Below are 24668 nucleotides of genomic sequence, written 5' to 3'. Positions count from 1 at the left end.
AATAGTTGGACAGAAAATATTCATTCAGGCATACTGTCTCGAAAGGAGGCGTGCTATGTGAATGTGCCAGTTGAAAAAAACAGTTCCTTTTCAAAAGAATTGCAGCAGACGCTTCGAAGCCGTCATTTGCTCAGGACTGAGCTCTCATTTTCCGATGAGATGATTGAATGGCATATCAAGAATGGATATATCACTGCTGAAAATTCTATATCCATAAATAAACGGAGATATAGATGTAATAGGTGCGGACAAACTGATCAGCGGTATTTTTCTTTTTATCACTCATCTGGAAAGAATAAGCTGTATTGCCGTTCCTGTGTCATGATGGGCAGAGTGAGTGAGGAGGTTCCTTTATATTCATGGAAAGAGGAAAATGAATCAAACTGGAAGTCTATTAAGCTGACATGGGATGGCAAGCTTTCAAGCGGACAGCAAAAAGCCGCCAATGTTTTAATTGAAGCAATATCAAAAAAAGAAGAGCTCCTCATCTGGGCGGTTTGTGGCGCTGGCAAAACAGAAATGCTGTTTCCTGGTATAGAATCAGCGTTAAATCAAGGACTGCGTGTATGTATTGCAACACCTCGCACCGATGTTGTATTAGAGCTTGCTCCAAGGCTCAAGGCTGCCTTTCAGGGTGCTGAAATTTCAGCGCTTTACGGAGGAAGCGATGACAAAGGGCAGCTATCTCCGCTTATGATTTCCACTACGCATCAGCTTTTGCGATATAAAGATGCAATCGATGTTATGATCATTGATGAAGTGGACGCTTTTCCATATTCTGCTGATCAAACCCTTCAATTCGCTGTTCAAAAAGCAAGAAAGAAAAACAGCACCCTCGTTTATTTAAGTGCAACACCTCCTAAAGAATTAAAAAGAAAAGCACTGAACGGACAGTTACATTCAGTTTGCATCCCCGCAAGACACCACCGGAAACCTTTACCCGAACCGCGCTTTGTATGGTGTGGAAACTGGAAGAAGAAATTAAACCGAAATAAAATTCCGCCAGCGGTGAAAAGATGGATAGAGTTTCATGTAAAAGAAGGGAGGCCTGTTTTTTTATTCGTTCCTTCCGTTTCTATTCTGGAAAAGGCTGCTGCGTGCTTTAGAGGTGTTCATTGCCGAACCGCATCTGTGCACGCGGAAGACAAGCATAGAAAGGAGAAAGTGCAGCAATTCAGAGATGGTCAGCTCGATCTATTAATCACAACAACAATACTGGAAAGAGGCGTCACAGTCCCCAAGGTGCAAACGGGTGTACTAGGAGCGGAATCACCTATCTTTACGGAAAGCGCACTTGTTCAAATTGCAGGAAGAACCGGCCGGCATAAAGAATATGCGGACGGCGATGTCATTTTCTTTCACTTCGGCAAAACAAAGAGAATGCTCGATGCAAGAAAGCATATAAAAGAAATGAATGAATTGGCAGCAAAAGTTGAATGTACAGACTAGCCATTATTTGAAAACGTGGTACAGTATACTCATATAACCGATGATGAGGAGCTGTAAAAATGCTTGTCAATTCAAAAGAAATCGTAATGAAAGAACTGCTCGACCGATATATGGACCAGCTTCATATGGCCTGTACTTGCCAAGTATGCCAGAACGATGTATTGGCACTTTCTTTAAACAAAGTGAGTCCATCCTACGTTACTGATCTTAAAAAGATCGCATATACGAAAGCTGAGCTGGTAGATAAACAAAAAAACACAGCAATGCTTGTCATTTTGGCTGAATCTGCTGCAGTAGTTTCAGAGAGTCCAAGCGATTTATGTCACACGAAGCAGGAGGAGGTATTCATAAACTGATCTGTTTATTATGTGATTCGCAATTTTCTCAAGATGTTACATGGAGAGCCCTTTTTTTACTAAAGCCTGATGAAAAGGTTTGTTATTCTTGTAGAAGCAAATTAAAGAAAATCACAGGACATATCTGCCCCCTGTGCGGCAGACCTCAATCTGTTCATGCCGTATGCAGGGATTGCGAGGTGTGGAGAACAAGGATCAGAGACAGTTTGCTATTGCGTCAGAACCGTTCAGTTTACACATATAATGATATGATGAAAGAAACGCTCTCCCGTTTTAAATTTAGAGGAGATGCAGAAATCATAAATGCATTTAAAAGTGATTTTTCTTCAACCTTTTCTAAGGTTTACCCCGATAAGCATTTTGTTCTTGTACCTATTCCGCTGAGCAAGGAACGGGAAGAAGAGCGCGGATTTAACCAGGCACAGCTCTTGGCAGAATGTTTAGACCGGCCTTCCCACCATCCCCTCATTCGCCTGAATAATGAGAAACAGTCAAAGAAAAAGAAAACAGAACGCCTGCTGTCAGAGCGCATTTTTGATACAAAAAATAATTCAGCAGAAGGTATGAATATCATTTTAATAGACGATCTTTATACAACAGGCGCCACCTTGCACTTCGCAGCCCGCTGCTTATTAGAAAAAGGAAAAGCCGCTTCAGTGTCATCTTTTACCTTGATCAGAAGCTAAATGATTCTGTTTTTATGCCGATATAATCACTAGAAATTGACACAGGCATATTATCTAATAAGGAGAAAAAAGATGGGAGAACTGGCTAATTGTCCGAAATGCAATGCTTTATTTTTAAAAACAAAGCTGCAAACTGTATGTCAGGCGTGTATTAAGGAAGAAGAAAAATCATTTGAGACTGTCTATAAATTTTTAAGAAAACAGGAAAACCGGCAATCAACTTTGAGCCGGATAACTGAGGAAACAGGTGTGGAAGAAGAGCTGATATTGAAATTCATCAGGCAGAAGCGAATTCAGATCACTCATCTTCCTAATTTGGCATACCCTTGTGAAAGGTGCGGGACATCGATTAGAGAAGGCAAGTTCTGCAAGGCTTGCCAGTCCGATATTAAGGATCAAATGGATCATTTGAACCACGAGGATGCTCTGAAAATCGAGAAAGAAAATAGTAAAAAAGACACATACTATGCCTATAATACCAAAAACAGCTGATTCCCTAAACTAACTGAAAACGCAGTCGATAAAAGGGTTAAGATTGTTTAAAGACTGCAACGGAAAGCGAGAGGAATCCTATGAAAATCAATCAATTTGGAACACAATCCGTTAATCCATATCAAAAAAATTATGATAAGCAAGCGGTGCAAAAAACTGCTGCACAGCCTCAAGATAAAATTGAAATTTCATCACAGGCTAAAGAAATGCAACATGCATCCGACGCAGTCGCTGGTTCACGACAGGAAAAAATTGCGCAGCTTAAAGCGCAAATTGAAAACGGGTCATACAAAGTAGACGCAAATCATATCGCGAAAAATATGATTAATTTTTATAAAAAGCAATAAAAAAGGAGAAAGCCCATGTCAGCGAAGGCAATTATTGAACAATTGAAGCGACTTTGCGTTCTGCATGAGCACCTGCTCACGCTGTCTGAAGAAAAGACGGAAGCGCTCAAAGCCGGCAAAACAAAAGAGCTTTCTAACATTTTGACAAAAGAGCAAAAATATATTCAAGCGATCACGCAGACAGAAGATGACCGGATCAAAACAACTTCGGCCTTTCTCGGATATAGCGAAAATAATACTATTTCCGCATGTATCGCCAAAACCTCAGGCAGTGAAAAGGAAGAGCTGGAACAACTATACGAATCTCTTTCTCAAGTTCTCGGACGTCTGAAAAAAGTAAATGAGATGAATAGGCAGCTGACAAGAGACGCGCTGCAATTCATCTCTATTTCGTACGATATGCTGGTTCCTAAGGAAAATAACTTCAATTACAGCAAATCAATTAAAACTGAGCTGCCGAAAAGCAGCAAAATGAAACTGTTTGATTCAAAAGCTTAGCAGAAAGGAATTCAGAAAATGACATCTACCTTTATGGGGCTTGAAACTGCAAGGCGGGCGTTAAGCGCTCAGCAGGCAGCGTTAAGCACTACTGCAAATAACGTGGCAAATGCCAATACTGATGGTTATACAAGACAGCGGGTCTCATTGGAGGCAACTGACTATTTCCCTGCTGTATCTAAAAACGCAGAAAAAACAGCGGGACAAATGGGTACGGGCGTTCAAGGAAAATCAGTTGAGAGAATAAGAGATATCTTTCTTGACTACCAATACCGTCTTCAAAACAACAGTGCCGGATACTATGACACGAGGGCCAAAGCGCTGTCCCAAATGGAAGGCGTTTTAAATGAAACGGATGACAGCGGCTTGAACAGTGTGCTCAATTCGTTTTGGAATTCTCTGCAGGAATTATCGAATAATACAAATGAAGAAAGTGCACGTTCTGTTGTTGCTCGAAAAGGACAAGCTGTAGCTGAAACGTTTAATTATATTTCTGAATCACTTACAAATGTCCAATCGAATTTAAAAGCAGAGCTAAATACAACTGTGTTGGATGTCAATTCTCTGCTTTCTCAGTTAAACAGTTTAAATAAGCAAATTGCACAAGTAGAGCCGGTCGGGCTTCTTCCGAATGGCTTATATGACCAGCGAGATTTGCTGATCGATAAATTATCCTCAATGGTTGATATCAAAGTCAGCTACAACAAATCAGGCGGGAATGCACTTGCATCTGCTGAAGGAACTGTATCAATTGAAATCCTTGATAAAAATAAACAGTCGCTAGGAACTGTTTTGGACGGTAAAAATTACGAGGTTTCAGAACTTGCAGCCAACTATGATAATGAAACTGGGTTAGTATCAAGTATTTCAATCGGGGATACAGCTGTGCAGGCGGAGTCCTTTAGCAGCAAGGGATCCCTTTTAGGATTTATAGATTCTTACGGGTATATAACAGCAGACGGCCAAGAAAAGGGCGTATACCCGGAAATGCTTTCTGATCTTGACAATATGGCGCTTGAATTCGCGAAAGCTTTCAATGAAGTGCACAGAAATGGTGTGACCAAGAGCGGTGAACAAGGCGGAGACTTTTTTGATTTTACTGGCGGTGAAACTGAACCTGCCAAGGGCGCGGCGGGCAAGATCAAAGTGGCTGACAGCATAATAGATTCAAAAGGCGCAAACATTGCTTTCTCACTGACTGGTGCAGCCAACGATAACGCAAATGCTACAAAATTAGCAAATGTTTTAACCGGTAAAATAACCATTAACGGTAAAGAAACTAGTGTTTTAGATTATTATGCGGGTCTGATTGGCGAGCTAGGGATCGAAGCTCAAGAGGCTAATCGACTGGCGTCTAATACAGAAACACAGCTAAATGATGCTGACATAAACCGTCAGCAAATGAGCGCAGTTTCTTTAGACGAAGAAATGACGAATATGATTCAATTCCAACACGCATACAATGCAGCTGCAAGAATGGTGACTTTACAAGACGAATTACTTGATAAAGTGATCAACGGCATGGGTGTTGGAGGAAGGTAGGTAGAGTCACATGAGAGTAACACAAGGCATGATACAGCAAAACTCACTGAGATATATCGGTTCGAGCTACTCGAAGCTGGATAAACTCCAGTCGCAGATTTCTTCAGGGAAAAAAATCTCAAAAGCTTCCGACGATCCTGTAGTAGCAATGAAAAGCTTAAAGTATAATACGCAACTGTCTCAAGTGCAGCAGTACAAAAGCAATGCTTCTCAAGCCTTTACCTGGCTCGAAAACACAGAAACAAACATTACAGAAGGAATTGACATCTTGTCAAAGGTCAGAGAATTAGCGGTTGAAGCTCAAAATGATACAAACGGCGAGGCGGAGCGGCAAGCGATTGGCGTAGAAGTAAAGCAGTTAAAGGAACAGCTTTTAAATATTGCGAATACACAAGTGAACGGCAGATATATCTTTAATGGCACAAATTCAGATAAGCCTCCGGTTACAGATAACGGAGACGGAACTTATACAATTTCTGATACAGCTGATGTCGTAGTCAATATATCAAATAATATGTCATTGAAAGTGAATTCAGATCCAAAGTCAGCTTTTGGAGGCACTTCTGAAAGCGGGCAAAATGTATTTGAAATGCTTGATTCTTTTGAGAAAGCACTAAATTCTGGTTCGCTAGATGGCATGGACAATGTTTTAGATGATATTGATCATTTTTCTGACGGCATGAGTGCTGAACGATCTGATCTTGGAGCGAGATATAATCGTCTTGAACTGGTTAATACAAGACTGTCAGCGCAAGAAGAAACAGCTACCAAAGTGTTATCAGACAATGAAGATGTAGAACTGGAAGAGGTAATAACTGAATTTATTGCGCAGCAAAGTGTGCACAGGGCTACTCTGGCCGTTAATGCGCAAATTGTTCAGCCTACATTGATTGACTTTTTAAAGTAAGCGGCTCTTAGGAGTTCGCTTTTTTTATAGTTCAGGAGGTAGAGTGATGCAGATTCCCAGATTGATTATGCATAGTGTTCAAGGAAAAATTGGTTTAACAACGACGCCTGCCAGCTTAAAAATGGAGCAGCCTCAAGCTGATCTAGAGATCGAACAGCCGAGTGCGGAAATGAAAATATCGGTGACACCTGGAAAACTCACGATTGACCAGACACAAGCATGGGAAGAATTAGACAGAAAGCATGTTTTCAAGAGAATTGAAGAAGCCGCCCAACAAGGGCATGAGGATGTAATGAAGGGAATAGCGCGCACGGCAGAAGAAGGCGACGAGCTTATGAGAATTGAAAATAAAGGGAACCCAATCGCTTCGCAAGCAAGGAGGAACTCTGAGATGCACCAAATTCAATTAGGCGAAAATTATGCTCCTTCTCTATCTAGGGTGAAAATACAATATACTCCGTCACAGCTTGATGTTCAGATTACGCCGCGAAAGCCTGTTATTCAAGCTGAGCCGCATAAGCCAATTGTTGAATATACGCCAGGAAATGTTAAGGTTGACATGCTCCAATACCCTGATTTAAATATAGATGTAGAATACCCGAAAGAATCACCCGAAAAGTAAAAAGAAAAGGATCGTGAACAATGATCATTCATACGAAGTACCATGGCCAAATGAACATAAAAGAAGAACAAATCATTCTTTTTGAAAGCGGGATTCCAGGCTTTTTAGAAGAAAAACAATTTGTCATACTTCCGCTTTCAGAAGACTCTCCATTCGTGGCACTGCAGTCCGTCACTTCAGAAAATCTTGCGTTCATCGTTGTAAGTCCGTTTATCTTTTTTAAGAATTATGAATTTGACCTTGATGAATCAACTGCTGAACTTTTGGATATCGATAATATTCAAGACGTAGAAGTCATGACAATATTGACCATGGCAGAGCCATTCGAAAAATCTACTGCTAATTTATTGGCTCCCATTATTGTGAATCGCAAGAACATGATGGCTAAGCAAGTCGTTTTACACGACTCCTCATATACGACAAAGCATCCGATTGGAGGAGAATCATGCTAGTTTTATCGCGGAAAATAAGCGAAGCGATTCAAATAGGTGCTGATATTGAAGTAAAAGTGATTGCGGTTGAAGGGGATCAAGTGAAGCTTGGAATTGACGCCCCAAAGCATATTGATATTCACAGGAAAGAAATTTACTTGACCATTCAGGAAGAAAATAACCGTGCAGCAGCGTTATCCAGCGATGTGATCTCCACATTATCCTCACAAAAAAAGTGAGGATTTTTTTATTTTTGTATTAACAAAATCAGAGACAATCCGATATTAATGATGTAGCCGGGAGGAGGCGCAAAAGACTCCGCCAGTTACAAAATAAGGGCACAAGGACGTGCCTTAACAACATATTCAGGGAGGAACAAAACAATGAGAATTAACCACAATATCGCAGCACTTAACACACTAAACCGTTTAGGCGCAAACAACGGTGCGAGCCAAAAGAACATGGAGAAACTTTCTTCAGGTCTTCGTATCAACCGTGCGGGAGATGACGCAGCTGGTCTTGCGATCTCTGAAAAAATGAGAGGACAAATCAGAGGTCTTGAAATGGCTTCTAAAAACTCTCAAGACGGAATCTCTCTTATCCAAACAGCTGAGGGTGCATTGACTGAAACTCACTCAATTCTTCAACGTGTTCGTGAACTAGTTGTTCAAGCAGGAAACACAGGTACACAAGATGGTACAGATCTTGGAGCAATTCAAGATGAGATCAAATCTCTTGTTGAAGAAATCGGTGGCGGAGCAAACGCTAACGGTATCTCTGACCGTACTGAGTTTAACGGTAAAAAACTTCTTAATGGCGATTTCTCGCAAGCTGGCGGTAAATCATTAACATTCCAAATCGGAGCTAACAGCAGTCAACAGCTTTCTGTCAACATTGAAAGCATGGCAGCTACAGCAATTGGTGCTTTAGATACAGACGGTACGACACTTCTTACTGGACAAGCAGTATCTGACATCGACGTAACAAAATTTAAAGATAATGCGGCTGACACTGCTACTGTAGGATTCAATGCTCAACTTAAAACAGTTGATGACGCAATCAACACAGTTTCTAAACAACGTTCAAAATTAGGTGCGGTACAAAACCGTCTAGAGCACACAATCAACAACTTAAGCGCTTCTGGTGAAAACCTGACAGCTGCTGAGTCTCGTATCCGCGACGTTGACATGGCGAAAGAAATGAGCGAGTTCACAAAGAACAACATTCTTTCTCAGGCTTCTCAAGCGATGCTGGCTCAAGCAAACCAACAACCGCAAAACGTACTTCAATTATTACGTTAATTTTAAAAAAGACCTTGGCAACGCCAAGGTCTTTTATTTAATATTTCTAGCTCCGAATACTTCCCCCTTGCTGTCACTAACTCATGATATAATAACCGGATTCTCCACTAACTTTTTATAAATGTATTTCCAAACAAGAAATCTAAAACAGAAGATTTTTTTCCAAAAATATGTGTAATCTTATCTCCATTTAGTCGATATAAACGATAGATTGGGGCATAGGGGATGATCAATTGAACATTGAAAGGCTCACTACGTTACAACCTGTTTGGGATCGTTATGATACTCAAATACATAATCAGAAAGATAATGATAACGAGGTTCCTGTTCATCAAGTTTCAGATACCAATCTTGCTGAAATGGTGGGGGAAATGAACAAGCTTTTGGAACCTTCGCAAGTTCATCTGAAGTTCGAGCTTCATGACAAGTTAAATGAATACTATGTAAAGGTAATAGAGGACTCTACAAATGAAGTGATCCGCGAAATTCCACCAAAACGGTGGCTCGATTTTTATGCGGCTATGACTGAATTTCTCGGGTTATTTGTAGATGAAAAAAAGTAGAATAGGAGTGGTTTGAGATGGTCACAAGAATAACAGGACTGGCGTCAGGAATGGATATAGATGATATCGTATCAAAGCTGATGCAGACAGAAAGAGCCCCGCTTGATAAGCTGAAGCAAAAAAAGCAGACTCTTGAATGGCAGCGTGACAGCTATCGTGAAGTCAATACAAAAATAAAAGAATTGCAAGATTATATGTCTAAAAATACGTTGACATATCCTAGCACGTATCAGAGCAAAACTGTGACAAGCTCTAATGAGTCTGTGTTAACTGCTACAGGAAGCGCAAGTGCACCAAACTCTTCTTCTACTGTTGAAGTGGCGAGCTTGGCAACCGCAGCAACGTATAAGGCAAACAATTATACGGGATACACTCAAGGCGATTATAATTTGGCATTTAACGTTGTTGCGCCTGGCGAAACAACGGCAAAAACAGTGAACATTAGTGTGACGAGCGCCGATACGATTGATAATGTGATTTCTAAACTTAACAGCTCAGATCTAGGAGTATCAGCTTTTAAAGATAAAATTTGGAATGGTACAGAGTACGTAGAAACCATTGCGTTTTCTTCTAAAGCAACAGGTGCAGGGGGCAGTATACAGGCAGCAGACTCTGCTACAGCTGACTTTATGTCCGGTCAGCTTGGTTTTTCTTTGGATGCTGATAATAAGCTCACTGCTTACAAAGAAGGCACAAATGCCAAAGTCACAATTAACGGCTTTGAAATGGAGAAGCTGACAAACAATTTCACGGTGAATGGTGTTACTTACTCGATTAAAAATACAACTGCAGCCACAGGCCCTGTTACCACATCTGTTTCTACTGATGTTGACGGGATTTATAACCAAATCAAAGAGTTTGTAGATAAATACAATGAAATGGTTGACAGCCTGAATGAAAAGCTGAAAGAAGAAAAATACCGAGACTATACTCCGTTGACAAGTGAACAAAAAGAAGCCATGTCCGATAAAGAGGTAGAGCTCTGGGAGGAGAAGGCAAAAAGCGGATTGCTGAGAAATGATTCCAGCATCAGCACCGGCACAAACCAAATGCGGACTGACTTTTATACTCAAGTTAATGCGGCTGGGAAAACCTATCAATTGACAGAATTCGGCATAACAACCTCAAGTGCTTACCAAATGCGGGGACATTTAGAGATTAATGAAGACAAACTGAAAGCCAAAATACAAGAAGATCCGCAAAGCGTTGCCGCTTTATTTACAAGTGGGTCGAACAGCAGCGCCTATAGTGATAAAGGGATTATGAAACGCATCGGTGACACCCTGAAAAGTACGGTGAAGAGCATTGAAGCAAAAGCCGGAAACTCGACAATGGGAACCAATGATTATTCAATCGGTAAAAATTTAAATACGATCAGCACTGATATTACCAAAATGCAGGACCGGTTAACCACAATAGAAAACCGCTATTATTCAAAATTCAGTGCAATGGATTCTGCGATTCAAAAAATGAACGAACAAGCGTCCTATTTATCACAGCTTCTTGTACAATAAATGTAATTTGGAGGATGACACATGGCGATCCAAAATCCATATACAGCCTATCAGCAAAATTCAGTGAATACGGCTACACCCGGTGAACTGACGCTTATGCTGTATAATGGCTGTTTAAAATTTATAAGACTTGCCTCTCAGGCCATTGAGAATGATGATATGGAACGTAAAAATGAGAATCTGATTAAAGCGCAAAATATTATTCAGGAATTAAATTTTACACTTAACCGTAACATAGAGCTTTCCGCTTCCATGGGTGCGATGTACGATTATATGTATCGAAGATTGGTACAGGCAAATATCAAAAATGATACGGGCATGCTGGCTGAGGTTGAAGGTTATGTAACAGATTTTCGCGATGCTTGGAAACAAGCCATTCAAAGTGAACGGAAGGACCGGCACGGATCAGGCGGGATCGCATGAATAATATAGATCAACTATACACTGAGACGAAGAGTATGCTGTCACACATACAAAATACGCCGGAAAGCGATGAACTTTTAAAGCAAATTGAAGACTTTGTGGCTACACGGTCTGAACTGATTCAGGAGATATCTCTGCCGCTTTCAGAAGAAGAGCGAAAGCAGATGAAACTTATTTTGACATGGGATCAGCTGATTGTGAAGGAAATGGAACGACTGAAGCAGTCAATCGCAGCAGAACTTCAGCAGATGAAAAGAAAACGTGTGATGCATACGACGTATTTAAACCCTTATAACAACATTACGATTGACGGCACATATTATGACAAGCGTAAATAGGTGAGTGCCTTGAAGAGCATTGAAGATTATACGCTTTTATCAGCTTATTATCATCTTCTTTTTACCATTGAAGAAGGGTTGTGTTATTTGATAGAGGCTGAAGAGAATTTATCAAAAACAGAAGGGGATCGGATCTACCAAGATCTGATCCAAGCCTTTTTTTATTTGGATTCAACACATTCAACACTTCTCTTCATTATGGATTCGCGGTGTGCTGAAATTTGTGTGAAAGCATTTGACCAAATTTTTGCGGAGTTTGATCAATTGGTCTCTTTCTCTTTTCCCTCTCATGAGTTCTGTGAGTATTTAAAGGAACATTTTCTGATTCATTATAGAAAATGGATGCTGTCTATTCATCAATGTATGGAACCCTTTTTAATCAATTAGGCGTGTGTGAGGTATTTGTTTCGTTCAATCAGCATATACATATACCTCCGAACCGCCAATAACAGAGCAAATACAAACAAAATTCGACAAAGTTCACTGAATTTTCACAAAAGATTTATGTTTCAGCAGGAATTGTAAAGGGTAAAAGAGAAATAGATACATATCCTTAATAAAAGGGAGGCGTTCTTTGATGAACTATAACATCAGAGGAGAAAATATTGAAGTGACACCCGCGTTAAAGGATCATGTCGAGAGGAAGATCGGCAAGCTGGAGCGCTATTTTGACCATAGTGTGGATGCCGATGTGAACGTCAACTTGAAGTTTTACAATGACAAGGAGTCTAAGGTTGAGGTTACGATTCCGATGACAGATCTGGCGCTTCGGTCCGAGGTGCATAACGAGGATATGTACAACGCAATTGATCTCGCAACAAACAAACTGGAACGTCAAATCCGTAAGCATAAAACGAAAGTAAACCGTAAATTCCGTGAGCAGGGCTCTCCAAAATATTTATTGGCAAACGGCCTTGGCTCTGATACAGATATTGCGGTTCAGGATGACATAGAAGAGGAGGAGAGCTTGGACATTGTCCGTCAGAAACGCTTTAATTTAAAGCCGATGGATAGTGAAGAAGCGATCTTGCAAATGAATATGCTTGGCCATAATTTCTTTGTTTTCACAAATGCGGAAACAAACCTTACAAATGTCGTGTACCGCAGAAATGACGGGAAATATGGCTTAATTGAACCGACTGAATAATGAAAAGAAGCCTTCCGTGATGTCCGCGGAAGGTTTTTGTTTTTCTTATTTGCAAATTCTTTGGAAATAACAAAAGGTATGATATGATAATGAGAGGTATACATGGACTAGTAAATTATTTATACATGCCTTTAAAATAGGCATGTGATGATAGAGGAGCGTTATAAATGCTTGGAATTTTAAATAAAATGTTTGATCCAACAAAACGTACGCTGAATAGATACGAAAAAATTGCTAACGATATTGATGCGATTCGCGGAGACTATGAAAATCTCTCTGACGACGCGTTGAAACATAAAACAATTGAATTTAAAGAGCGCCTTGAAAAAGGGGCGACAACGGATGATCTTCTTGTTGAAGCTTTCGCTGTTGTTCGAGAAGCTTCACGCCGCGTAACAGGCATGTTTCCGTTTAAAGTACAGCTCATGGGGGGCGTGGCGCTTCATGACGGAAATATCGCGGAAATGAAAACAGGGGAAGGGAAAACATTAACGTCTACTCTGCCTGTTTATTTAAATGCGTTAACAGGTAAAGGCGTACACATCGTGACTGTCAACGAATACTTGGCAAGCCGTGACGCTGAGCAAATGGGGAAAATTTTTGAGTTTCTCGGTTTGACTGTCGGCTTGAATTTAAACTCAATGTCAAAAGACGAAAAACGGGAAGCTTATGCCGCTGATATTACTTACTCCACAAACAATGAGCTTGGCTTCGACTATTTGCGTGACAATATGGTTCTTTATAAAGAGCAGATGGTTCAGCGCCCGCTTCATTTTGCGGTAATTGATGAAGTTGACTCTATTTTAATTGATGAAGCGAGAACACCGCTTATCATTTCTGGACAAGCTGCAAAATCCACTAAGCTGTACGTACAGGCAAATGCTTTTGTCCGTACGTTAAAAGCGGAGAAGGATTACACGTACGATATCAAAACAAAAGCTGTACAGCTTACTGAAGAAGGAATGACGAAGGCGGAAAAAGCGTTCGGCATCGATAACCTCTTTGATGTGAAGCATGTCGCGCTCAACCACCATATCAACCAGGCCTTAAAAGCTCACGTTGCGATGCAAAAGGACGTTGACTATGTAGTGGAAGACGGACAGGTTGTTATTGTTGATTCCTTCACGGGACGTCTGATGAAAGGCCGCCGCTACAGTGAGGGGCTTCACCAAGCGATTGAAGCAAAGGAAGGGCTTGAGATTCAAAACGAAAGCATGACCTTGGCGACGATTACGTTCCAAAACTACTTCCGAATGTACGAAAAACTTGCCGGTATGACGGGTACAGCTAAGACAGAGGAAGAAGAATTCCGCAACATCTACAACATGCAGGTTGTCACGATCCCTACCAACAGGCCTGTTGTCCGTGATGACCGTCCGGATTTAATTTACCGCACGATGGAAGGAAAGTTTAAGGCAGTTGCGGAGGATGTCGCACAGCGTTACATGACGGGACAGCCTGTTCTAGTCGGTACGGTTGCCGTTGAAACATCTGAATTGATTTCTAAGCTGCTTAAAAACAAAGGAATTCCGCATCAAGTGTTAAATGCCAAAAACCATGAACGTGAAGCGCAGATCATTGAAGAGGCCGGCCAAAAAGGCGCAGTTACGATTGCGACTAACATGGCGGGGCGCGGAACGGACATTAAGCTTGGCGAAGGTGTAAAAGAGCTTGGCGGACTCGCTGTAGTCGGAACAGAACGACATGAATCACGCCGGATTGACAATCAGCTTCGAGGTCGTTCCGGACGTCAGGGAGACCCGGGGATCACTCAATTTTATCTTTCTATGGAAGATGAATTGATGCGCAGATTCGGAGCTGAGCGGACAATGGCGATGCTGGACCGCTTCGGCATGGACGACTCTACTCCAATCCAAAGCAAAATGGTATCTCGCGCGGTTGAATCGTCTCAAAAACGCGTCGAAGGCAATAACTTCGATTCGCGTAAACAGCTTCTGCAATATGATGATGTTCTCCGCCAGCAGCGTGAGGTCATTTATAAGCAGCGCTTTGAAGTCATTGACTCTGAAAACCTGCGTGAAATCGTTGAAAATATGATCAAGTCTTCTCTCGAACGCGCAATTGCAGCCTATACGCCAAGAGAAGAGCTTCCTGAGGAGTGGAAGCTTGACGGTCTAGTTGATCTTATCAACACAACTTATCTTGATGAAGGTGCGCTTGAGAAGAGCGATATCTTCGGCAAAGAACCGGATGAAATGCTTGAGCTCATTATGGATCGCATCATCACAAAATATAATGAGAAGGAAGAGCAATTCGGCAAAGAGCAAATGCGCGAATTCGAAAAAGTTATCGTTCTTCGTGCCGTTGATTCTAAATGGATGGATCATATTGATGCGATGGATCAGCTCCGCCAAGGGATTCACCTTCGTGCTTACGCGCAGACGAACCCGCTTCGTGAGTATCAAATGGAAGGTTTTGCGATGTTTGAGCATATGATTGAATCAATTGAGGACGAAGTCGCAAAATTTGTGATGAAAGCTGAGATTGAAAACAATCTGGAGCGTGAAGAGGTTGTACAAGGCCAAACAACAGCTCATCAGCCGCAAGAAGGCGACGATAACAAAAAAGCAAAGAAAGCACCGGTTCGCAAAGTGGTTGATATCGGCCGAAATGCCCCATGCCACTGCGGAAGCGGGAAAAAATATAAAAATTGCTGCGGCCGTACTGAATAGTTCGCCCCGGCAAGTTTACTGACCGCGGCGCCTGCAGGCGCCTGCGGATCTTTTAATGAGGTGAATGAAATGGAATTATCAGAAATTAGAGCAGAGCTCGAAAATATGGCTTCTCGTTTAGCGGACTTTAGGGGGTCTCTTTGACCTCGAATCAAAGGAGGCCCGCATTGCTGAGCTAGATGAACAAATGGCTGATCCGGAATTCTGGAATGATCAGCAAAAAGCTCAAACGGTTATAAATGAAGCAAACTGTTTAAAGGATTATGTCAATTCGTATAAAAAATTGAATGAATCCCACGAAGAATTACAAATGACTCATGATCTTTTGAAAGAAGAGCCGGACACTGATCTCCAGTTTGAGCTTGAAAAAGAACTAAAATCATTAACAAAAGAGTTCAATGAGTTTGAGCTTCAGCTTCTTCTCAGCGAGCCGTATGATAAAAATAACGCGATTTTAGAACTGCACCCTGGTGCTGGCGGTACAGAGTCACAGGACTGGGGCTCTATGCTTCTTAGAATGTATACAAGATGGGGAGAGCGCCGCGGCTTTAAAGTAGAGACTCTCGATTACCTTCCAGGTGACGAGGCGGGAATCAAGTCAGTGACATTGCTCATCAAAGGACACAACGCTTACGGGTATCTCAAAGCAGAAAAAGGTGTTCATCGTCTTGTGCGGATCTCACCATTTGATTCATCAGGCCGCCGCCACACATCTTTCGTTTCATGTGAAGTCATGCCTGAATTTAACGATGAAATTGATATTGATATTCGTACGGAGGATATTAAAGTTGACACGTACCGTGCAAGCGGCGCGGGCGGACAGCACGTCAATACGACGGATTCAGCCGTTCGGATTACTCACTTGCCGACGAACGTAGTTGTGACATGCCAAACGGAGCGCTCACAAATTAAAAACCGTGAAAGAGCCATGAAAATGCTGAAGGCCAAGCTGTATCAGCGCAGAATTGAAGAGCAGCAGGCAGAGCTGGATGAAATTCGCGGTGAACAAAAAGAAATCGGCTGGGGCAGCCAAATCCGTTCTTATGTATTCCATCCGTATTCCATGGTAAAAGACCATCGGACCAATACAGAAATGGGGAACGTTCAAGCTGTAATGGATGGTGACATTGATACGTTTATTGATGCCTACCTGCGTTCTAAGCTTTCATAAGCTGAAAAACACACCTGATGCATACGGGTGTGTTTTTTTATTTCTTATATCCTTGATTTCACTGCTGCTTTAGCATATTACCACTGTATTTGGGTGTTATTTACATCTAATCAGGGAAAGATTAAAATGCTATCGGAGAGCATTGGAAGAAACGGAGGATATATGATGGACGTACGGAATAAAACATTGTGGATTTTGCGGGATTATGTATACATATTGATAGGAGCAGCGATTACGGCCGTGTCCTTTAATGTATTTTTGCTTCCGAATAAGATTGCCGCCGGCGGGGTCAGCGGGATCAGTACGATTTTACAATCATATGGTTTTGAAGCAGCGTATGTACAGTGGATTATTAATATCCCTTTATTTATTGCTGGCGTCATTTTGCTCGGCGGGAAATTTGGACTAAAGACGCTTGCAGGTTCTGTGTTTTTGCCGCTAGTGGTGTTTCTGACAAGGGATATTCAGCCCGCCACTCATCATGAACTCTTGGCGGCGATTTTTGGCGGTGTCGGGATAGGTATCGGAATTGGTATTGTGTACTTAGGGAAAGGGTCGACGGGAGGAACAGCCTTGGCTGCACAGATCATTCATAAGTACTCCGGTCTGTCATTGGGGAAGTGCCTCGCCATCATTGACGGAATGATCGTTGTTACGGCTATGATCGTATTTAATATTGAGCAAGGCTTATATGCCATGCTTGGCGTCTATGTGTCCAGCAAAACCATTGATGTTGTGCAAGTCGGCTTTAATCGTTCTAAAATGGCGCTCATCATTACAAAGCAGGAGCAGGCTGTCAAGGAGGCTGTCTTACAGAAGATTGACAGAGGCGTGACAAAAATTTCTGCAGTCGGCGGATATACTGACGATGACCGTCCGATTTTAATGTGCGTGGTTGGGCAAACTGAATTCACCAAATTGAAACAAATCGTCAAACAGATTGATGAGTCAGCTTTTGTAATTGTAGCAGACGCGAGCGAGGTGCTGGGCGAGGGTTTCAAACGCACTTAAACGAGGTTATAATATGGAAGAGATCGTAAAGGAGTTGTGCTTCTCAACATGAAATCAAAGTTATCGATATTAATGATTGGATTTGCGCTTTCTGTTCTGTTGGCTGCCTGCGGATCAAACGATGCAAAAGAAGAGAAGGCAGACATCGGCAGCAAGACGGAAGCCACTGCATCTGAAGGGGAAGAATTATATCAGCAAAGCTGCGTAGGCTGCCACGGCAAGGATTTAGAAGGTGTGTCAGGGCCTAATCTCCAAGAGGTCGGAGGCAAATACGATGAACACAAAATTGAAAGCATTATTAAAAACGGCCGCGGCAATATGCCAAAGGGGCTTGTAGAGGATAACGAAGCCGCTGTTATTGCCAAATGGCTGTCAGAAAAAAAGTAAGATAAAAACATCCTTGCCGAGTGCCGGCAAGGATGTTTTTATGCCTTGACAATATGAATGAAAAGAAACTGTAATAGTATTATGTCTAAATTTGACGTATAATGAAGTGTATTGAAAAAGGGAACTTTCAGATTTTTCATCTTTTTACAAATGAATGGGTCATAAATTGTCGAATGCATTCGAAGAGTATGACCGTGTGATAGATAAAATGATATAAAAGATTAGGTGATTTCATGATAGAGATGAAGGAAGTATATAAAGCCTATCCGAACGGCGTAAAAGCGCTCAATGGGATTTCTGTTACCATTCATCCCGGCGAGTTTGTGTATGTTGTTGGTCCGAGCGGAGCAGGTAAATCTACTTTTATTAAAATGATTTACAGAGAAGAAAAACCGACAAAAGGACAAATTTTAATCAATCATAAAGATCTCGCGACAATTAAAGAAAAAGAGATTCCTTTCGTGCGCCGAAAAATAGGCGTTGTCTTTCAAGATTTCAAGCTTCTTCCGAAACTTACTGTTTTTGAAAATGTGGCATTTGCCCTTGAAGTGATTGGAGAACAACCGTCTGTCATTAAGAAACGGGTGCTTGAAGTGCTTGATCTTGTGCAGCTGAAGCATAAAGCGCGACAATTTCCTGACCAGCTTTCAGGCGGGGAGCAGCAGCGTGTATCTATTGCAAGATCAATTGTGAACAACCCTGATGTTGTCATTGCTGATGAACCGACAGGAAACCTTGATCCGGATACGTCTTGGGAAGTCATGAAGACGCTGGAGGAAATTAACAACCGCGGGACAACAGTCGTGATGGCGACACATAATAAAGAAATCGTAAACACCATGAAGAAACGTGTCATTGCAATCGAAGATGGTATCATTGTGCGTGATGAGTCAAGAGGGGAGTATGGTTCATATGATTAAAATTCTCGGGCGCCACTTGCGTGAGAGTTTTAAATCTCTCGGGAGAAACACATGGATGACATTTGCATCCATTAGTGCTGTAACCGTTACGCTGATTTTAGTCGGCGTGTTTTTAGTGATTATGCTGAATTTGAATAACATGGCCACGAATGCAGAAAAACAAGTCGAAATCAAAGTGCTGGTTGATCTGACTGCAGATCAGAAGGCACAGGACAAGCTTCAGAACGATATTAAGGAACTGAAGGGCATTCAGAGTGTCACTTTTTCATCTAAAGAAAAAGAGCTTGACCAGCTGGTTGACAGTTTTGGTGACAGCGGAAAATCCCTGACAATGAAGGATCAGGAAAACCCGCTTAATGATGCGTTTGTCGTCAAAACGACAGATCCGCATGATACGCCGAACGTGGCGAAAAAGATCGAAAAAATGGATCATGTTTATAAAGTCACTTATGGAAAAGAAGAGGTCAGCCGTTTGTTTAAAGTAGTCGGCGTTTCCCGCAACATCGGAATCGCGTTAATTATCGGCCTGGTATTTACGGCGATGTTCTTAATTTCCAACACCATTAAAATTACAATTTTCGCAAGAAGAAAAGAAATTGAAATCATGAAGCTTGTCGGCGCGACAAACTGGTTTATCCGCTGGCCGTTTTTCCTTGAAGGATTGCTGCTAGGCGTATTCGGTTCTGTGATTCCGATTGCACTGGTGCTGAGCACTTACCAATACGTCATCGGATGGGTCGTTCCAAAGGTTCAAGGATCATTTGTCTCTCTTCTTCCTTATAATCCATTTGTATTCCAAGTTTCGCTAGTGCTGATTGCAATCGGCGCAGTAATTGGAGTATGGGGAAGTCTGACTTCCATCCGCAAGTTTCTGCGAGTATAAAGTGAAAAAGCCGTTCCGTTTTCGGGACGGCTTTTCATTTGCCTTCTTTTTCTTCTATGATTACATGAAATCTCCATCCTTACATATACTATCTCTAGGTTTTGGTAAAGACAGTCTGGCATACAGGAGGAGTAAAGGATGAATCAAAAAATAATGGCTGTGATAGCAGCAGGGAGCATGCTGTTCGGAGGCGCCGGTGTATATGCGGGAATCAACCTGCTTGAGATGGATAAGCCCCAGACTGCAGCAGTTCCCGCGACGGCACAAGCTGACTCTGAACGGGATAAAGCTATGGACAAAATCGAAAAAGCGTATGAGTTAATTTCGAATGAGTACGTAGAAAAAGTAGATAGAGAAAAGCTGCTCGAGGGAGCCATCCAGGGAATGCTGTCTACGCTAAATGATCCTTATTCTGTTTACATGGACAAGCAGACAGCTAAGCAATTTTCTGATTCTCTTGATTCCTCATTTGAAGGCATCGGGGCTGAGGTTGGAATGGAAGACGGCAAAATTATTATTGTTTCTCCATTCAAGAAATCGCCAGCGGAAAAAGCCGGGTTGAAGCCTAATGATGAAATTATCAGCATCAATGGAGAATCGATGGCCGGCAAGGATTTAAACCACGCTGTGTTAAAAATAAGAGGAAAAAAAGGGTCCAGCGTTTCAATGAAGATTCAGCGGCCTGGAACGAAGAAGCAGCTGTCATTCCGGATCAAGAGAGCTGAGATTCCGCTCGAAACGGTTTTTGCATCAGAGAAAAAAGTACAGGGGCATTCTGTCGGATATATTGCCATCTCTACTTTTTCTGAGCACACCGCAGAGGATTTTGCAAAAGCGCTGAGGGAGCTTGAGAAAAAAGAAATAGAAGGACTTGTCATTGATGTACGCGGCAACCCGGGCGGATATCTTCAAAGTGTGGAAGAAATTCTTAAGCATTTTGTTACAAAGGATCAGCCGTATATTCAGATTGCTGAACGCAATGGGGATAAAAAACGTTATTTTTCAACATTGACCCATAAAAAAGCGTACCCTGTCAATGTGATTACGGATAAAGGAAGTGCCTCTGCATCAGAAATTCTTGCCGGCGCATTAAAGGAAGCTGGCCATTATGATGTTGTAGGCGATACGTCTTTTGGAAAGGGAACGGTTCAACAGGCTGTGCCAATGGGGGACGGCAGCAACATCAAATTAACGCTTTACAAGTGGCTGACGCCAAATGGAAACTGGATTCATAAGAAAGGAATTGAACCGACCATTGCGATTAAGCAGCCCGATTATTTTTCCGCCGGGCCTTTACAGCTGAAAGAGCCGCTTAAAGTGGACATGAACAATGAAGACGTCAAGCATGCGCAGGTATTGTTAAAAGGTCTCAGCTTTGATCCGGGACGTGAGGATGGCTATTTCAGCAAAGACATGAAAAAAGCGGTTATGGCTTTTCAGGATCAAAACAAGCTGAATAAAACCGGTGTGATCGACACTCGCACTGCAGAGACATTAAATCAGCAGATAGAAAAGAAAAAATCAGATGAAAAAAATGATTTGCAGCTTCAAACAGCATTGAAATCATTATTTGTCAATTAAAGGAGATGGTATCCCATCTCCTGTTTCTTTGTGCTTAAAGAGATTATGGATCATAAGTCACATAAAAAACGAGTTTTTGACAAGAAATTAAAAAAATTTTCACAAATAAACATTTATAAAGGACTGTTATTACCCGATATCAATATATGAGAGAGACTTTCTAACGAGTTAATATGCATTTAAAATGAAACTTTTGCAAGTTGCCTAGTCTTTGTTTACTTCATACAATATAAGAAGGTTCTAAAAAGAACAGTAATCAGGTTAATGGCAGCTGAACGACAGGTATTTAAAGAGTAACGTTAGCGAGAATGCTTGTTAGCACTCCAGTACTGCTGCTTATACTGGCCCGTGCTTATCTGTATAAAGAAAATGGGGGTTCACAATTGAAGAGGGCAAGTATTGTGCGTGAAAAAAAATATTATGAATTAGTGGAACAATTAAAAGACAGAACACAAGACGTAACATTTTCAGCTACAAAAGCACTAAGTCTTCTTATGCTGTTCAGCAGATATTTGGTCAATTACACCAATGTCGAATCAGTAAATGACATTAATGAGGAATGCGCCAAACATTATTTTAACTACTTAATGAAAAACCATAAGCGATTAGGAATTAATCTGACAGATATAAAAAGGTCGATGCATCTAATCAGCGGGTTATTGGATGTGGATGTAAACCACTATTTAAAGGATTTTTCACTATCGAATGTCACGCTGTGGATGACGCAAGAGAGATAAACTCTCCTGAGGATATCCAAGCCATTTAATATTTGATAGAATATGAGTAACATGTTTGGCTTGAGGCGGTGAGAGATAGTGTCTGTTCAATGGGGAATTGAACTGTTAAAAAGCGCGGGCTTGTTCTTCTTACACCCGCTTTTCTGGTTTTTTATCATCATAACCCTGGCTTTCGGCTATGTAAGAATCAAACGGGAACGAAAAACCTTTCATACAAGAATAGCAGATATTTATGATGATCTGAAATTTACATATACAAAGGGACTGATTCCAGGTCTTCTTTTGTCAGTTATTTTAGGTGGACTCGGAATATCGATTCCTCTCGGTTTACTTGCGATTATTGCCGTTATCACTGCAGCGGCAGCGTTCACTCTTCGCGCAAACTGGATGTCTGCTGCATATATCGTCAGTGTGAGTATGCTGATAGGTTTTGGACTGCAAATATATCAGGCGGAGCCCTTTCTAGAGAGATTTCCGCAAGGATTTGCAGTTGTTTGGCCGGCTGTGGCTGTGTTTCTAGGTTTGCTGATTATCACTGAAGGAGCGGTTGCTTATCGTTCTGCGCATGTGAGAACATCACCGGCACTTGTCGTAAGCAGCCGCGGTTTGCCGATCGGACAGCAGCTGGCAAACCGGGTTTGGCTTTTGCCGCTGTTCCTTCTCGTGCCCGGTAATGGTTTAGAATCGCACCTTAGCTGGTGGCCCGTGTTTACGGTTCCCGGCGGCTCATTCCATTTTCTATGGATTCCTTACTTTGTCGGATTTGGACAAAGGGTACAGGGATCGCTGCCTGAAACGAGTATAAGGATCACAGCGAAACGCGTTTGTATTCTCGGTCTTGCCGTCGCAGTTCTCGGTGCAGCGAGCTTACTGTGGACGCCGCTTGCGGGTGCAGCGGTCTGTACTGCTTTGTTAGGGCGCATTTTTCTGTCCATAAAGCAAAGAGTGAATGATAACGCGGCTCCGTTTTATTTCTCGAAAAGGGATCAGGGCTTAATGGTGCTTGGGATTATCCCCAATACGCCGGCTGAGGATCTGGAATTGAAAATCGGGGAAATCATAACGAAAGTCAATGGCATACCGGTTAAGAACGTTTCTGATTTCTATGAAGCGCTTCAGCATAACCGTGCATATGTAAAGCTTGAAATTATCGGTTTGAATGGAGAAATTCGTTTTGACCAGCGAGCTTCTTATGAAGGAGAACATCATGAATTGGGCATCCTCTTCGTAAAGGATGACCGTGAAGACGAAGCAGCCGCTTCTGGATCATAAAAGGCAGCCCGGCACCGCAGGAAGATGCGATGCCGGGCTGTTTTGTGTTACGCTGAGTTTTTTTCTATCCGTGCCGTTTCATCAGATTTGATGCCCAATGAAACAAAAACGCCGATGATGGATACAGCAAAGAGAATCATAAATAGGGTGTGATATCCCGAAATCAGACCAATTAAGGCTGATGAAATGATGCTTCCGAAATAACGGAAGGTCGAGAAAATCCCGGATGCCACTCCTGACATTCCGGGGTCTACTGTGGCAAGGGATGAAACCTGCATGCTGGTCAGGCCGACTCCGGAAGCGAGCCCGCCAAGGATAAGAGAGACCATGAGGAACAAGACAGAATGCGAGCTGCTTAACAGCAAAAATAATAGATTCGCACCAGCCATCATGGCAAATGAAAGAAAAATGATTTTTTTGGCTCCCCATTTGTGATGGAGCTGCGCGCCCACCCAGTTGCTGGCTGACATGAAGATCGAAAATACAGAAAGCGCCATCCCGCTGTTAGACGTATTAAGCCCAAATTGGTTCGTCATAAATAACGGCATAATCAATAAGACGGCATACATCATCAAATTGCTTAACAAGACTGATAGATTCGCATTTGTAAAGGTTGAGCTTTTAAACAGTGCAAAGTCAATGATGGGGTGCTGGGTACGTTTTTCTCTTCTGAAAAAAAGCGGAACAAAAAGAAGTATCAATACACTGTATACCGCATATCCCCATGGAGCCTCATTTTTCGTCAGCAGGATAATTGAAACGATGCTGCCTGCAAGCAAGAGAGAGCCGATGATATCCAGCGGCGCGTCAGATTTATTTTCTTTATATTGAGGAAACATCGTTAATGCCGTAAATAAAGCAATAGCGAGGAACGGGATGTTGACCCAAAAAATCGAATGCCAGCTGAAGCTGTCAATCAGTATAGAGCCGATAAAAGGCCCGAGTGCTGCACCAAGTCCCGCGCCCAGTCCGAAAAATCCAAACACTTTCGGTAGGCGTTTTTCAGAAACAACATGCCGGATAATGGCAATGCTGTTTGGCGTAAGCAATGCCCCGCCGACAGCCTGCAATGCCCGAAAAACAATTAACAGGAGCAGACTCGGTGAAAGGGCGCAGCCTAGAGATGCGATTAGAAAAAGGCCGACTCCCCATAAGTACATTGTTTTATTGCCGTACATGTCACCGAGCTTTCCTGCAATCGGCTGTGTGACTGCCATCACGATTAAATAAACGGTAACCACCCAAGTGATGCTTGCGATGGACTCGTTATACGTATGGGAAATAGATGAGAGCGCGACCGCGATCATCGTTGAGTTAATGGGAACCAGAATGGCCCCCAATAATAGCGAGACGATCAGCGCCCATTCTTTTCTTGAGCTCATTGGGATCCTCCTTTT

The 24668-nt window shown here is 42.1% G+C and carries 28 protein-coding genes; 27 read left to right on the top strand and 1 reads right to left on the bottom strand.

Annotation, left to right across the window (positions count from 1 at the left end):
* Positions 1 to 57: 57 nt before the first annotated feature.
* From comFA to minJ, 27 genes are all read left to right on the top strand, one after another.
* Complete coding sequence (gene comFA, locus MKY50_RS18235; RefSeq protein WP_341117080.1) at positions 58 to 1449, top strand: ATP-dependent helicase ComFA; 1392 nt, start codon at positions 58 to 60, stop codon at positions 1447 to 1449.
* A gap of 59 nt (positions 1450 to 1508) precedes the next feature.
* Positions 1509 to 1805: a late competence protein ComFB gene (gene comFB, locus MKY50_RS18230; protein ID WP_116315796.1), complete on the top strand. Its 297-nt coding sequence runs from the start codon at positions 1509 to 1511 to the stop codon at positions 1803 to 1805.
* A complete protein-coding gene (gene comFC, locus MKY50_RS18225) occupies positions 1769 to 2491 on the top strand; it encodes a comF operon protein ComFC (protein ID WP_033884179.1) in 723 nt (240 codons plus the stop codon). The genes comFB and comFC overlap by 37 nt, the downstream gene beginning before the upstream one ends.
* Positions 2492 to 2563: 72 nt before the next feature.
* Entirely contained in the window at positions 2564 to 2983 is a 420-nt protein-coding gene (locus MKY50_RS18220) for a TIGR03826 family flagellar region protein (RefSeq protein WP_003227995.1), read from the top strand.
* An 80-nt stretch (positions 2984 to 3063) separates the two neighbouring features.
* Positions 3064 to 3330, top strand: coding sequence for a flagellar biosynthesis anti-sigma factor FlgM (gene flgM / locus MKY50_RS18215; RefSeq protein ID WP_015384783.1), 267 nt, complete (start codon positions 3064 to 3066; stop codon positions 3328 to 3330).
* Positions 3331 to 3345: 15 nt separating this feature from the next.
* Positions 3346 to 3828 (top strand): flagellar protein FlgN, encoded by a 483-nt coding sequence (gene flgN, locus MKY50_RS18210; protein ID WP_341117078.1) that lies wholly within the window; start codon positions 3346 to 3348, stop codon positions 3826 to 3828.
* A gap of 18 nt (positions 3829 to 3846) precedes the next feature.
* The gene (gene flgK, locus MKY50_RS18205; protein WP_341117077.1) at positions 3847 to 5370 is read left to right on the top strand and encodes a flagellar hook-associated protein FlgK; all 1524 of its coding nucleotides are present in this window, start codon (positions 3847 to 3849) and stop codon (positions 5368 to 5370) included.
* A gap of 10 nt (positions 5371 to 5380) precedes the next feature.
* On the top strand, positions 5381 to 6277 hold the full coding sequence (gene flgL, locus MKY50_RS18200) for a flagellar hook-associated protein FlgL (protein WP_014481046.1): 897 nt from the start codon (positions 5381 to 5383) through the stop codon (positions 6275 to 6277).
* A 46-nt stretch (positions 6278 to 6323) separates the two neighbouring features.
* Positions 6324 to 6899: a DUF6470 family protein gene (locus MKY50_RS18195; RefSeq protein ID WP_341117074.1), complete on the top strand. Its 576-nt coding sequence runs from the start codon at positions 6324 to 6326 to the stop codon at positions 6897 to 6899.
* 20 nt (positions 6900 to 6919) lie between these two features.
* The gene (gene fliW / locus MKY50_RS18190; RefSeq protein ID WP_003228007.1) at positions 6920 to 7351 is read left to right on the top strand and encodes a flagellar assembly protein FliW; all 432 of its coding nucleotides are present in this window, start codon (positions 6920 to 6922) and stop codon (positions 7349 to 7351) included.
* A complete protein-coding gene (gene csrA / locus MKY50_RS18185; RefSeq protein ID WP_015714796.1) occupies positions 7345 to 7569 on the top strand; it encodes a carbon storage regulator CsrA in 225 nt (74 codons plus the stop codon). The genes fliW and csrA overlap by 7 nt, the downstream gene beginning before the upstream one ends.
* Positions 7570 to 7713: 144 nt before the next feature.
* Complete coding sequence (gene hag, locus MKY50_RS18180) at positions 7714 to 8631, top strand: flagellin Hag (RefSeq protein WP_021480711.1); 918 nt, start codon at positions 7714 to 7716, stop codon at positions 8629 to 8631.
* Between the two features lie 233 nt (positions 8632 to 8864).
* Entirely contained in the window at positions 8865 to 9194 is a 330-nt protein-coding gene (flaG, locus tag MKY50_RS18175; RefSeq protein WP_015714794.1) for a flagellar protein FlaG, read from the top strand.
* Positions 9195 to 9211: 17 nt separating this feature from the next.
* A complete protein-coding gene (locus tag MKY50_RS18170) occupies positions 9212 to 10708 on the top strand; it encodes a flagellar hook-associated protein 2 (protein ID WP_341117073.1) in 1497 nt (498 codons plus the stop codon).
* 21 nt (positions 10709 to 10729) lie between these two features.
* Positions 10730 to 11131, top strand: coding sequence for a flagellar export chaperone FliS (gene fliS, locus MKY50_RS18165; RefSeq protein ID WP_014481041.1), 402 nt, complete (start codon positions 10730 to 10732; stop codon positions 11129 to 11131).
* Positions 11128 to 11469 carry a flagella biosynthesis regulatory protein FliT gene (fliT, locus tag MKY50_RS18160; RefSeq protein WP_172861527.1) on the top strand — a complete coding sequence of 114 codons (342 nt, stop codon included), beginning with the start codon at positions 11128 to 11130 and terminating at the stop codon, positions 11467 to 11469. Before fliS ends, fliT begins: the two co-directional genes overlap by 4 nt.
* A 9-nt stretch (positions 11470 to 11478) precedes the next feature.
* Positions 11479 to 11856: a hypothetical protein gene (locus MKY50_RS18155; RefSeq protein WP_003244377.1), complete on the top strand. Its 378-nt coding sequence runs from the start codon at positions 11479 to 11481 to the stop codon at positions 11854 to 11856.
* A 190-nt stretch (positions 11857 to 12046) separates the two neighbouring features.
* Entirely contained in the window at positions 12047 to 12616 is a 570-nt protein-coding gene (gene hpf / locus MKY50_RS18150) for a ribosome hibernation promotion factor (RefSeq protein WP_003228031.1), read from the top strand.
* Between the two features lie 167 nt (positions 12617 to 12783).
* Positions 12784 to 15309, top strand: a complete 2526-nt coding sequence (secA, locus tag MKY50_RS18145; RefSeq protein ID WP_024571530.1) for a preprotein translocase subunit SecA — start codon at positions 12784 to 12786, stop codon at positions 15307 to 15309.
* Between the two features lie 69 nt (positions 15310 to 15378).
* A protein-coding gene (gene prfB, locus MKY50_RS18140) for a peptide chain release factor 2 (protein WP_341117070.1) occupies positions 15379 to 16480 on the top strand; the annotation gives its coding sequence in 2 pieces (ribosomal slippage) (positions 15379 to 15450 and positions 15452 to 16480; 1101 coding nt in all).
* 165 nt (positions 16481 to 16645) lie between these two features.
* Positions 16646 to 17491, top strand: coding sequence for a YitT family protein (locus tag MKY50_RS18135; RefSeq protein WP_341117069.1), 846 nt, complete (start codon positions 16646 to 16648; stop codon positions 17489 to 17491).
* Between the two features lie 48 nt (positions 17492 to 17539).
* The gene (gene cccB, locus MKY50_RS18130) at positions 17540 to 17878 is read left to right on the top strand and encodes a cytochrome c551 (protein ID WP_341117067.1); all 339 of its coding nucleotides are present in this window, start codon (positions 17540 to 17542) and stop codon (positions 17876 to 17878) included.
* 233 nt (positions 17879 to 18111) lie between these two features.
* A complete protein-coding gene (gene ftsE, locus MKY50_RS18125; RefSeq protein ID WP_003228039.1) occupies positions 18112 to 18798 on the top strand; it encodes a cell division ATP-binding protein FtsE in 687 nt (228 codons plus the stop codon).
* Positions 18791 to 19681 carry a permease-like cell division protein FtsX gene (gene ftsX / locus MKY50_RS18120; protein WP_015251119.1) on the top strand — a complete coding sequence of 297 codons (891 nt, stop codon included), beginning with the start codon at positions 18791 to 18793 and terminating at the stop codon, positions 19679 to 19681. The genes ftsE and ftsX overlap by 8 nt, the downstream gene beginning before the upstream one ends.
* A 138-nt stretch (positions 19682 to 19819) precedes the next feature.
* Entirely contained in the window at positions 19820 to 21262 is a 1443-nt protein-coding gene (gene ctpB, locus MKY50_RS18115; RefSeq protein WP_003228041.1) for a carboxy-terminal processing protease CtpB, read from the top strand.
* Positions 21263 to 21645: 383 nt separating this feature from the next.
* A complete protein-coding gene (swrA, locus tag MKY50_RS18110; protein WP_015251121.1) occupies positions 21646 to 21999 on the top strand; it encodes a swarming motility protein SwrAA in 354 nt (117 codons plus the stop codon).
* A 78-nt stretch (positions 22000 to 22077) separates the two neighbouring features.
* Entirely contained in the window at positions 22078 to 23271 is a 1194-nt protein-coding gene (gene minJ / locus MKY50_RS18105; RefSeq protein ID WP_003228042.1) for a cell division topological determinant MinJ, read from the top strand.
* A 47-nt stretch (positions 23272 to 23318) separates the two neighbouring features.
* Here the strand turns inward: minJ and MKY50_RS18100 are convergent, their stop codons facing one another.
* On the bottom strand, positions 23319 to 24653 hold the full coding sequence (locus MKY50_RS18100) for an MFS transporter (RefSeq protein WP_144482866.1): 1335 nt from the start codon (positions 24651 to 24653) through the stop codon (positions 23319 to 23321).
* Positions 24654 to 24668 lie beyond the last annotated feature (15 nt).

Origin of the sequence: Bacillus sp. FSL R7-0685 (assembly GCF_038002425.1) — a bacterium.
Taxonomy (GTDB): Bacteria; Bacillota; Bacilli; order Bacillales; family Bacillaceae; genus Bacillus; species Bacillus subtilis.
The sequence above is the reverse complement of the archived record's forward strand: the minus strand, read 5'-3'. Positions and strand labels throughout refer to the sequence as shown.

Excerpts from the sequence above, each read along its gene's own strand:
- MKY50_RS18195 (WP_341117074.1), top strand. The coding sequence starts at position 6,324 with ATGCAGATTCCCAGATTGATTATGCATAGTGTTCAAGGAAAAATTGGT.
- fliS (WP_014481041.1), top strand. The coding sequence starts at position 10,730 with ATGGCGATCCAAAATCCATATACAGCCTATCAGCAAAATTCAGTGAAT.
- comFC (WP_033884179.1), top strand. The coding sequence starts at position 1,769 with ATGTCACACGAAGCAGGAGGAGGTATTCATAAACTGATCTGTTTATTA.
- ctpB (WP_003228041.1), top strand. The coding sequence starts at position 19,820 with ATGAATCAAAAAATAATGGCTGTGATAGCAGCAGGGAGCATGCTGTTC.
- ftsX (WP_015251119.1), top strand. The coding sequence starts at position 18,791 with ATGATTAAAATTCTCGGGCGCCACTTGCGTGAGAGTTTTAAATCTCTC.
- cccB (WP_341117067.1), top strand. The coding sequence starts at position 17,540 with ATGAAATCAAAGTTATCGATATTAATGATTGGATTTGCGCTTTCTGTT.
- flgL (WP_014481046.1), top strand. The coding sequence starts at position 5,381 with ATGAGAGTAACACAAGGCATGATACAGCAAAACTCACTGAGATATATC.
- MKY50_RS18170 (WP_341117073.1), top strand. The coding sequence starts at position 9,212 with ATGGTCACAAGAATAACAGGACTGGCGTCAGGAATGGATATAGATGAT.
- MKY50_RS18100 (WP_144482866.1), bottom strand. The coding sequence starts at position 24,653 with ATGAGCTCAAGAAAAGAATGGGCGCTGATCGTCTCGCTATTATTGGGG.
- secA (WP_024571530.1), top strand. The coding sequence starts at position 12,784 with ATGCTTGGAATTTTAAATAAAATGTTTGATCCAACAAAACGTACGCTG.
- fliT (WP_172861527.1), top strand. The coding sequence starts at position 11,128 with ATGAATAATATAGATCAACTATACACTGAGACGAAGAGTATGCTGTCA.
- flgK (WP_341117077.1), top strand. The coding sequence starts at position 3,847 with ATGACATCTACCTTTATGGGGCTTGAAACTGCAAGGCGGGCGTTAAGC.
- ftsE (WP_003228039.1), top strand. The coding sequence starts at position 18,112 with ATGATAGAGATGAAGGAAGTATATAAAGCCTATCCGAACGGCGTAAAA.
- flgM (WP_015384783.1), top strand. The coding sequence starts at position 3,064 with ATGAAAATCAATCAATTTGGAACACAATCCGTTAATCCATATCAAAAA.
- flgN (WP_341117078.1), top strand. The coding sequence starts at position 3,346 with ATGTCAGCGAAGGCAATTATTGAACAATTGAAGCGACTTTGCGTTCTG.
- MKY50_RS18220 (WP_003227995.1), top strand. The coding sequence starts at position 2,564 with ATGGGAGAACTGGCTAATTGTCCGAAATGCAATGCTTTATTTTTAAAA.
- hag (WP_021480711.1), top strand. The coding sequence starts at position 7,714 with ATGAGAATTAACCACAATATCGCAGCACTTAACACACTAAACCGTTTA.
- fliW (WP_003228007.1), top strand. The coding sequence starts at position 6,920 with ATGATCATTCATACGAAGTACCATGGCCAAATGAACATAAAAGAAGAA.
- hpf (WP_003228031.1), top strand. The coding sequence starts at position 12,047 with ATGAACTATAACATCAGAGGAGAAAATATTGAAGTGACACCCGCGTTA.
- MKY50_RS18135 (WP_341117069.1), top strand. The coding sequence starts at position 16,646 with ATGGACGTACGGAATAAAACATTGTGGATTTTGCGGGATTATGTATAC.
- comFB (WP_116315796.1), top strand. The coding sequence starts at position 1,509 with ATGCTTGTCAATTCAAAAGAAATCGTAATGAAAGAACTGCTCGACCGA.
- csrA (WP_015714796.1), top strand. The coding sequence starts at position 7,345 with ATGCTAGTTTTATCGCGGAAAATAAGCGAAGCGATTCAAATAGGTGCT.